The 8,544-nt window shown below is 43.0% G+C and carries 5 protein-coding genes and 1 pseudogene; 2 read left to right on the top strand and 4 right to left on the bottom strand.

What is annotated here, in order from left to right; genetic code table 11:
• A partial coding sequence (locus MUP17_01575) for a hypothetical protein (GenBank protein ID MCJ7457666.1) occupies window positions 1-1,192 on the bottom strand: 1,192 nt, incomplete at its 3' end.
• Window positions 1,193-2,221: 1,029 nt separating this feature from the next.
• Here MUP17_01575 and MUP17_01580 point away from each other — a divergent pair.
• Both MUP17_01580 and MUP17_01585 read left to right on the top strand, forming a co-directional pair.
• A pseudogene (locus MUP17_01580) lies at window positions 2,222-3,912 on the top strand (DUF2207 domain-containing protein).
• A 372-nt stretch (window positions 3,913-4,284) separates the two neighbouring features.
• The gene (locus tag MUP17_01585; protein MCJ7457667.1) at window positions 4,285-5,073 is read left to right on the top strand and encodes a M48 family metallopeptidase; all 789 of its coding nucleotides are present in this window, start codon (window positions 4,285-4,287) and stop codon (window positions 5,071-5,073) included.
• Between the two features lie 271 nt (window positions 5,074-5,344).
• Here MUP17_01585 and MUP17_01590 read toward each other — a convergent pair whose 3' ends face one another.
• The 3 genes from MUP17_01590 to MUP17_01600 all read right to left on the bottom strand — a co-directional run.
• Window positions 5,345-6,139: a TatD family hydrolase gene (locus MUP17_01590; protein MCJ7457668.1), complete on the bottom strand. Its 795-nt coding sequence runs from the start codon at window positions 6,137-6,139 to the stop codon at window positions 5,345-5,347.
• A gap of 495 nt (window positions 6,140-6,634) precedes the next feature.
• Window positions 6,635-7,063, bottom strand: a complete 429-nt coding sequence (locus MUP17_01595; protein ID MCJ7457669.1) for a response regulator — start codon at window positions 7,061-7,063, stop codon at window positions 6,635-6,637.
• Between the two features lie 199 nt (window positions 7,064-7,262).
• Window positions 7,263-8,544 (bottom strand): GAF domain-containing protein (locus MUP17_01600; protein MCJ7457670.1); only part of this gene is annotated, 1,282 nt, incomplete at its 5' end.

The raw sequence follows: 8,544 nt of genomic DNA on the forward strand, positions 1-8,544 counted from the left end.
GTCTTTGTTCCAGAAGACCAAAGGCTTTGCGGTTGTCAAAAAGATGCTCATATTCTAAATTTATTCCGTTCAATGCCAGCTCCAAGTTATGAATCCACTCCATAAACCTTTTAGCTGATGCCTGGATGGAGATTATATTTCTCAGGATAAGCTCATATTTTATCTGTGCCCAGCTATAAGGCGCTCCATAAGAATATCCCAATATAAACGGGTCTAAATGAACTCCAGTGCAGATCTCCTCGATCAAAGCTTTATGGTTTATATACCAGGAAGTAGTGGCAGCGTAACTTCCTTGCGGTCCTATGTAATCTACCTGCACGTCGTTCCAGGTGACCGGGTTATCCTCTACTGAAAGCTTCTTCATCATCTGCAGGGTGTCCTCAAAATACTGGTTAGCTCTTTTAGTGTAAGCCTCATTCGATTCTGCAGAGATTCTTTCCGGAGGTTTTAGTTTCACGTGCAGCCGGTGATAGCCGGCATTATGCATGCTTTTTTGCATATCGGAAAGCAAGGTCTGTTCGATGCGGGACACAAACGGAATAGAGCACAAAAGGCTTTTCCCTCTGGGGTCTTGCGAGTCCGGGTCCAAGCCGAAATAATAGGTCGAGTCGCCATTCAACCGGATTAGCTCTCCGTCCATCTCCTGATAAAGCTCTAAATCTGCCCCGGCTGATTTGAACTTTATGGTGGAAGGATCGATGAAATAAAACCTGCCAATTCGTTTTCTATAAGGTTCTAAAACCAGCTCTCCACAAACTGCCCCGTCGGTGAAAAGGGAATAAAAGAACTGGGAGAGTAGAGATTCGATTCCGCTGAATTTGTAAAAGGAATGCTGGTAGATTCTCCGGTCCAAAGCAGAGATGATCCTGTTTCCCTGCTCCAGGAGAGCCTGGTCATCAGTCCCTTTCAATCTGAAAGAAGAAGGTGCGCAGGAGAGCCTGGTCCAGGTCCAGATGGCTGAGTTTATTGAGGGGATATTGTCTCTTAAGAACCGGTAGAGTTTTATCCTGAAAGAATGATCATACTGGCTTGCCAGAGGGATGATAAAATCTTCACCCTCGGACATAAGTGAATTTTTGGAGAGAGGTTTATCCGGAAAATTTTTAACTCCACCAAAAGCAGGCACTCCTGAGGAAGCGGAAAGATTTTCCTTTCTGTTTTTTAGTTTCTTTAGAAAATTTTTGATTTTCATATTCTAAATTCTGTCAGGTTTTCCTTTTCCCCATTTTAAAAGTAGTTTTTTTGAATTTTATTTAGAGGAGATTTGAAAAAACAAAAGTAGAAATATCAGAAGATTTTACTCTTAAATGTTTTTAGTGTTAATATTATTGACAAAAAGAATCCATTTTAAGTTCAAGATAAAATTGAAGATAAGTTTGATGCCGACTTTGAGCTGTCCAAAATCTGAACACTCTTTACATTGGTTTAATAAAGACTCCCCGAATGGATTTAGTAAGTTTTTGATTATCATTAAGTTAATGATTCCTATTGCGGTCAAAAACTGGCATAAAAATTGCTTATATTATTTATGGTAAATTGTTATCACGGGAGCGCTGCTCTCTTGAGGACTAAGCACGAGATTTCCCAAAAGGGAAAATAGACATAACTTGTGCCCCCGCCAGATAGTCTTCAAAGACAGGCTCCCTTTTTTTAGTGATTAATGACTGGTGATTAGTGATGGCGATTTTGCGTAGGCGTGGAGCTTGTTGAGCCAAGCGAAATCCCGCCACGCGGGGTCTCTACCTCTTTCCTCATACCAGAGCAGTGAACCTCACCCTTACCCTCTCCTTGGAAAGGAGAGGGAATTGTAGAGACACATAGAATGCGTCTCTACTGGCAGGGCACAGCACCGCTGTGCCCCTACATTTAATTCAGGGCGAGTCCGCCTCAGGGTGGATCGCCCCTACAAAAAAAACGAACCGGGCGTATAGCAATACGCCCCTACATCAAAAAAATAACTTGACTAGGAAGTGGATCGTAGATATATCTACTCTGAACAAGAACCTGCTCGAAAACAGGGTTAAATGGGTAAGCATGATTTTAAAAAAAAAGAGGGAGTATGAAAAACAGGCATAAGATCAATCAAGTGATTGTGAGATTACTTCTTTTGATTTCATTTCTTACCCTTCTGGCTTTGCTCTGGACAGGTCATGCGTCGGGAGCAAAGTATTATCGCATCCAGTCGGTTATCATTCAGGCTCAGTTGAATCCAGATGGGAGTATGGATATTCAGGAAAAAAGGACTTACGATTTTCGAGGGACTTTTCACTGGGCTACATATTTTCTGCCCAAGGAAAAGATCGGGGAGATAGTTGATTTCTCAGTCGGAGAGGAAGGTAAACCTTATCTTCGAAACAGAGCAGGCACAGAAGGGACCTATGAGTATGATGAGTCTCCGGAATATGTCCAGGCAAAATGGTATTTCGATGCCAGGAATGAAGAACGGACTTTCATCATCTCCTACCGGATTTCAGATGTGGTGAAACTTTACACTGATGCGGCGGTTTTGTATTACAAATTCATCGGATCCGGATGGGATCACACTTCAAAGGAGGTGAAGGTGGAGATCTCTCCTCCGGCAACCACATCTAAGGATCAGATAAAAGCCTGGGCGCATGGTCCCTTATGGGGTAACATCGAGATCCTGAATGACGGAAAGATCAGGGCAAATGTTCAGAATCTACCTGCGAACACTTTCTGGGAGGTAAGGGCAATTTATCCACTGGGTCTTTTTCCCCAGATAAAAAACATCATATCATCAGAGATTGTTCCGCAAATTCTAACAGAAGAGAAATTATGGGCAGACCAGGCAAATGCCAGAAGAGAGGAGTGGCTCAGAAGAAAAGAGATAAAAGAGACTCGAAAAAGGTACGGCTCCTGGATTGTGACTGGACCGAGTATAATCGGCATGCTGGGATTTTTCGTTCTTCGCAACCGCTACGGGATAAAGCACCGGGTTCCTTTTCCTGACACCTATTATTCAGAAATCCCCTCAGAAACCTCCCCAGCGCTTTTGAGCTGTCTTTTATACCAGGGGCAGATGAGCGGTAAAGCTTTGGTGGGGACAATACTCGACTTAGCTCAGAGAGGTTTTTTAAAGATAAAAGAAGAATCTTCAACCGGTAAAAAAGCTGGTGGAATACTCAAAAACGTCAATACCTTTTAGAATTTAATCGGAATTTTTATGCGGAGAACAGAAAAGATTTGCTAAATTTTGAAGAAGGGCTTTTAGATTTTCTGTTTAATGACCTTTCTGAGGGAAAGGATGTGATAAATTTCAAGAGCCTGACCAAAGAGCGCTCACGGGTCACGAGCTGGTTTAACCGGTGGCAGAAAGAGGTCAGAAAAATAGGTCAGCAAAAAGGATATTGGGAAGAGGAGAGTTTAAAGGCAAGGAACAAGGTTCTGATTTTCAGTTTTGTTCTTTTAGGTGTGACAATCTTATCAGTTTTCTTAATTGAAGAATGGGCATTTATGCCCGGGGTCTTCGGTGCACTTTTGATGATTTTGTCTTTTACAATTCCAAGAAGAAGTCCGGAATACGAGCTGGTAGCCAAAAAATGGATGGGATTGAAGAAATATTTAAAAAAGTATTACTTCAGAGAGTCAGTAAGTCATTCTCTGCAGGAGAACTTAGGGAAATTTATGGTCTACGGAATGGTCCTGGGTCTGTCCAGCAAGGTCATCCAGAACCTGGCAGAGATGATTCCAGCAGAACAGAGGAATCAGATCATACCCTGGTACGTCTACAGCGGTGCACCTTCTGATTTTTCTCCTGCTGGTTTTGCAGAAAGCTTATCCTCCCTGATGAGCGCAGCTACGAGCACGATGAGCTCAGCAACCGGGACCGGGGGCGGAGCATCTGGGGGCGGTGGAGGCGGGGGAGGAGGCTCTGGTGGAGGAGCGGGATAAAAAAAGGTTCAAGGGTTCAAAGGTTTAAAAGTTCAAAGGAACCTCACCCTGACCCTCTCCTCTACGAGCCGTAAGGCTTTTATCGGCTAAAAGGAGAGGGGATTGTAGAGACGCATTGAATGCGTCTTTCACCTCAATCATCGGGCGAGGAAACCTCGCCCCTACAAGAAAATGAAATGGCGTATGGCAATACGTCCCTACAAAACAAATTTGCTACAAAAATTATTTCTTTAAAACAAAAATCTTTTGTAAATATTTTTATTTATATATTTTATATTTATTTATAATTATTATTTTATATATATTTACAGATATGTATTTAAGTATTAAATATTTTAAAAAAATATATATAAATACATAAAGGAGAAAAAAATGAAAAGGATTGGTCTTTGGATAGTATTTTTGCTTTTCTTGAGTTGTGCCACAACTGGTCCGGGCGGAAGAAAAAGCTTGATCCTGATCTCCTCCAATGAGGAGATCTCGATTGGCCAGAAAATGTCGACACAAGTGGAATCTGAGGAAAAAGTTCTGCCTGATACTGAAGTGCAGGATTACGTGAACGGCGTGGGCCAGAAAATCGCTCATGTCTCAGACCGAAAAGATCTTCCTTTTCATTTCAAGGTCTTGGAATCCAAGGAAATCAATGCATTTGCCACTCCAGGCGGATATATCTACGTTTATTCCGGCCTTTTGAAAATTTTAGACGACGAAGCAGAGTTAGCCGGGGTTTTGTCGCACGAGATAAGCCACGTGGTGGCAAGACATGGTGTAAAAAAGTTACAGCAGGTCCTGGGAGTACAGGTGGTTTTATCGATTGCCCTTGGCTCAAGCAGTCAGCTTAGCCAGGATTTGGTTTCAACCTCCATAGGAATCATCCTCCAGGGCTACAGCCGGGATAACGAGTTTGAGGCAGACCAGTTCGGGACTTTTTATATGGAGAAAGCAGGTTACAATCCAGAAGGGATGGCAGAGCTTTTGGGAAAATTAGATAAGCTCAGCGATAAAGAGCCCACATTCTTTGAAAAGTTATCCGCATCCCACCCTGCTACCAAGGAGAGGATTGCCAGAGTTGCCAAAGAGATTACAGGATTCGGGGAAAAAACAAAGGAGCTGCCTTTTTATAAGGATGAGTATGAGGCGATGAAGAAAAGGATAAAATGAGAAAGGAAAAAGATTCGAGGATTCAAGGAGTCGAGTGGTCAAGGAAAGGAAACAAAGGAAGAAGGAAGATGGGGGAAAAAAGACGTGACCGGGATTCGTTGTTCGTGAGCGTTTTATAAAACCTCTCTCCTTAAAAAGGAGATGGGACAAAAGAAACAGGCAAGGATGCCTGTTTTACCAATCCATATACTCTTTCAGAATAAAAAAATGTGAGGGAACCTCGCCCTTATATCTAACAAATAACGAACACAGAGGTTCGCCCCTACAAATTTCAGGTATTGCTAACCATTTTTTTGAAAAACTTCGCATTGATTTCTGACAGTCGTGGGTCATCCTGGATTAGCCTTGCGAAATTTGTCTCGACTGTCTGAATAATCACTTGCTCAGTGGTGTTCTTCACTTCTGCTGAAACCTGAATTACCTCTTTTATCACCGAGGGCATTCCGAGTATTCCTTTTACCCACATCTGTCCTCCAGGATTGTCCGTTTCAGTGAGCAGTCGATCCATTGGCAGCCTTTGGGCAATAGTCTTTATATGCTCTGAATCTAAAATTTCAACTCCGATAGTGAAATATGTTCCTTCGTCGACTAATTTATCAAGTATCTCTAACGGACCAGAATACCAGTGAATAATGGCTCTTTGAATCTCATATTCTTTTAGCAGAACCAGGACTTCTTTTTCAGCTCCTCTGGTGTGCAAATTCACGATTTTATTCTGCTCTTTTGCTTTTTCAAGAAAGAACTCGAACACCTTTCTCTGTGCTGAGAATTGATAAGCATATTCAGCAGAGTGGTAATCTAATCCAATTTCACCGATGATCGGAGTCTGTTCTATTACCTCCTTTAAATCCTCCAGTTGGTCAGCATATTCAGGTGCATTCCAGGGATGTATGCCGAAAGTCGGCAGAACCAGTTCACATTTTTTTCCTATGTTCAGGTTCTCCTCATACGAAGGCAAATCCATGGAATTGCTCAGGGTAAAAATCCGGTTCTGATTTATCTCTTCTAAGGCGGATTCCAGCTTGTCTTCATACCTGTCCAGATGTGCGTGAGCGTCAATCAGCATATCTACCTTTCGAACCGTAGGGGTATCCCGCCGTTGGCAGGACCGTCCCCCTACAGTTAATTAAAATTCTGACTTACTCGTTGGTGCGGAAAATGGATTTTTCAGCCTTTGGCGGAATCCTGGTGACCCGCACCATAAATTTCTTTGTAGCGGAACCCTTCAGGTTTCCATAACTCAGACAGGGCGAGGAAACCTCGTCCCTACAAATCTTAAAATCCCAACTTCTCTTTAACCAGAATCGCAAAAAGCCTCCCTGTGTAGCTTCGTGGTTTATTTTACTTGTTTCCCTCTGAAAAGTCAAGTTCTCTTTGTCAGTAATCCTGCTCTCCTGCTCACTGACTTTACTACATTGCTCTCAAAAAAAAATGTAGGGGCGGGGTAACCCCGCCCCTACAAAAAGGTGTAGTGGAAACCTTCAGGTTTCCAGTTTTTAAAAAAAATGGAAGGCTGAAGTCTTCGCCGGGATCCTGTGGACAAGACCCTGGCGGCCTTCCGCTACAACTTCGACATCACCTGGGCAATGGTATTTTTGACCTGCTCCAGATGAAACGGCTTGGGCAGAACCTGGTCCACGAAATTCCTTTCCAGCTGGTCTTTTTCCAGAGTTGCTCCCCAGCCGGAGATGACTATGACCTTTATGAATGGTTGCATAGTTTTGACTTTCTGGGAGACCTCCCAGCCGGAGATGCCGGGCATTCCCAGGTCAGTAATGATCAAATCCGGCTTTTCCTGCTCGAAAATCAAAAGGGCTTTTTCGCCATCCTCAGCTAAAAGGACCTCGTGTCCCTCTAACAGCAGAAGGTCAGCCAAAACCTCTCTGACATTCTCATCATCATCCACCACCAATATTCTAAACCTATTTTCAGTTTTATCTTGCTCGTTTATAAAATTTTCCTGATTTAGCTCTTCGGGGTATTGAGCCACCTCACCTCCAATTTTTTATTCCCATCCAGAAAAATCCTGATACTTTAGAACCTCCCTGTTATATTTCTTTTCGGAAAAATATCTGACTTTCTTGATTTTTTGCAGGGGCAATTTCCAGATGGATCCAAATGGACATGAATTGCCCCTACCCAGGATGAAACAGAGACTCTCTTTCTGTTTATTAAGAGGTCGGCTCTGTCTATTTCTCGATCAATACAGAATCCGGCTGATTAAAAAACCTCTCCATATTCTCTTTTATCCGCAAGGCTCCTTTTTCTATTATCTGAAGATACCTTTCCTTTTTCTCTTCGGTTAAATCTCTCCTCAGATTCAAAAGTTCCAATGAACCGATTATCGAGGTCAGCGAATTGTTGACCTGCAATCCTAAATCAGACATTTTCCTATCCGCATAAGGTGCCCTTGGGGCCGGGAAAACTTCTCCAGGCAAATTATGCTTGCGAGCAAGGCTGATCTCAGTTGCGATTTTCTCCATGAAATCTATCTCTTTTCTTCTGATGGGCCTGCGCTCCCAGCTCCTCATCTCTCCCAAAGAGATCATCCCCACTATCTGCTCCTTATCCAAGAGAGGCAGAAGCAGTGCGGATTTCACATCCGGGGCTAAGGAAAGTTTTGCCTCCTCTTTTGATATAGTGCTTTCCGGGTCGTCCTGATTGATCAGCATCGGTTTTTTAGTCTCTAAAGCTAACCGGTGCCAGGGCAAAGCCTCCAAAGGTTGAAAGTTGTAGGGTGAAAGGGAGATCTCCTCCCGTCTTTTGTAGCTGGAAAAGGTTTCCAGAGCCTTTTTCTCGGGATCCAAAAAGGAGATCCGGCAGAAGCTGGTCGGAAGGATATGAGTTAAATCCTCAGTTAATCCATCTAAATATCCTTTGAAATCTTTATGATTTAGAAATTCCAGAAAATGTCTGGAAAAAGTCTGGAAATATCTTTGCTCCTGCGTCAGTGAATCCCTCAAACTCCTTTGCTGCAGATGAAGTGAAAAAAGAGAGGAAAAAAGGCTCAGCTTTTTTGCATATTTTGGATTGTAAAGTTGTGCCCTCTTGCTTCCCAGGGTTAAGGTGCCAGCTACATTCCCTTTGACCTTTAAGGGAACTACGATTTTGGAGCGGATCCTTAAAAGCTTCGAAAGATCATCCTCGTACAGACCCTTTTTCTCCAGGTCTGATTCAATCAGAGGCTCACCTGAGTCGATCACCCAGCCGACCGAGGTTCCATATACCGGCAGATTAGGTTTTACATCTAAGAGCAGGTTTTCTCCAGTCCCTAAGCTGATCTTTTTCACATTCTTGCCCGAGCCTTCGATTAAAGATAAGGAGAGGTAGTCGAATTCAAAAACCTTTTTGAAGATCTGGGATAATGCGGGGAGGTTATCTTCGATATTCCTTGTTTCCAAAAGTAATCTGGCTGCCTCGTCCGCAGTCTGTAAACCTCTTTTGCGCTCTCTGGCTTTTTCTAAAAGCAAA

It is taken from the genome of Candidatus Zixiibacteriota bacterium (assembly GCA_022865345.1).
GTDB lineage: Bacteria > Zixibacteria > MSB-5A5 > MSB-5A5 > RBG-16-43-9 > RBG-16-43-9.

Bases quoted from the DNA above. Each gene is read 5' to 3' on its own strand.
- MUP17_01585 (MCJ7457667.1), top strand. From the start codon at position 4,285: ATGAAAAGGATTGGTCTTTGGATAGTATTTTTGCTTTTCTTGAGTTGT.
- MUP17_01590 (MCJ7457668.1), bottom strand. From the start codon at position 6,139: ATGCTGATTGACGCTCACGCACATCTGGACAGGTATGAAGACAAGCTG.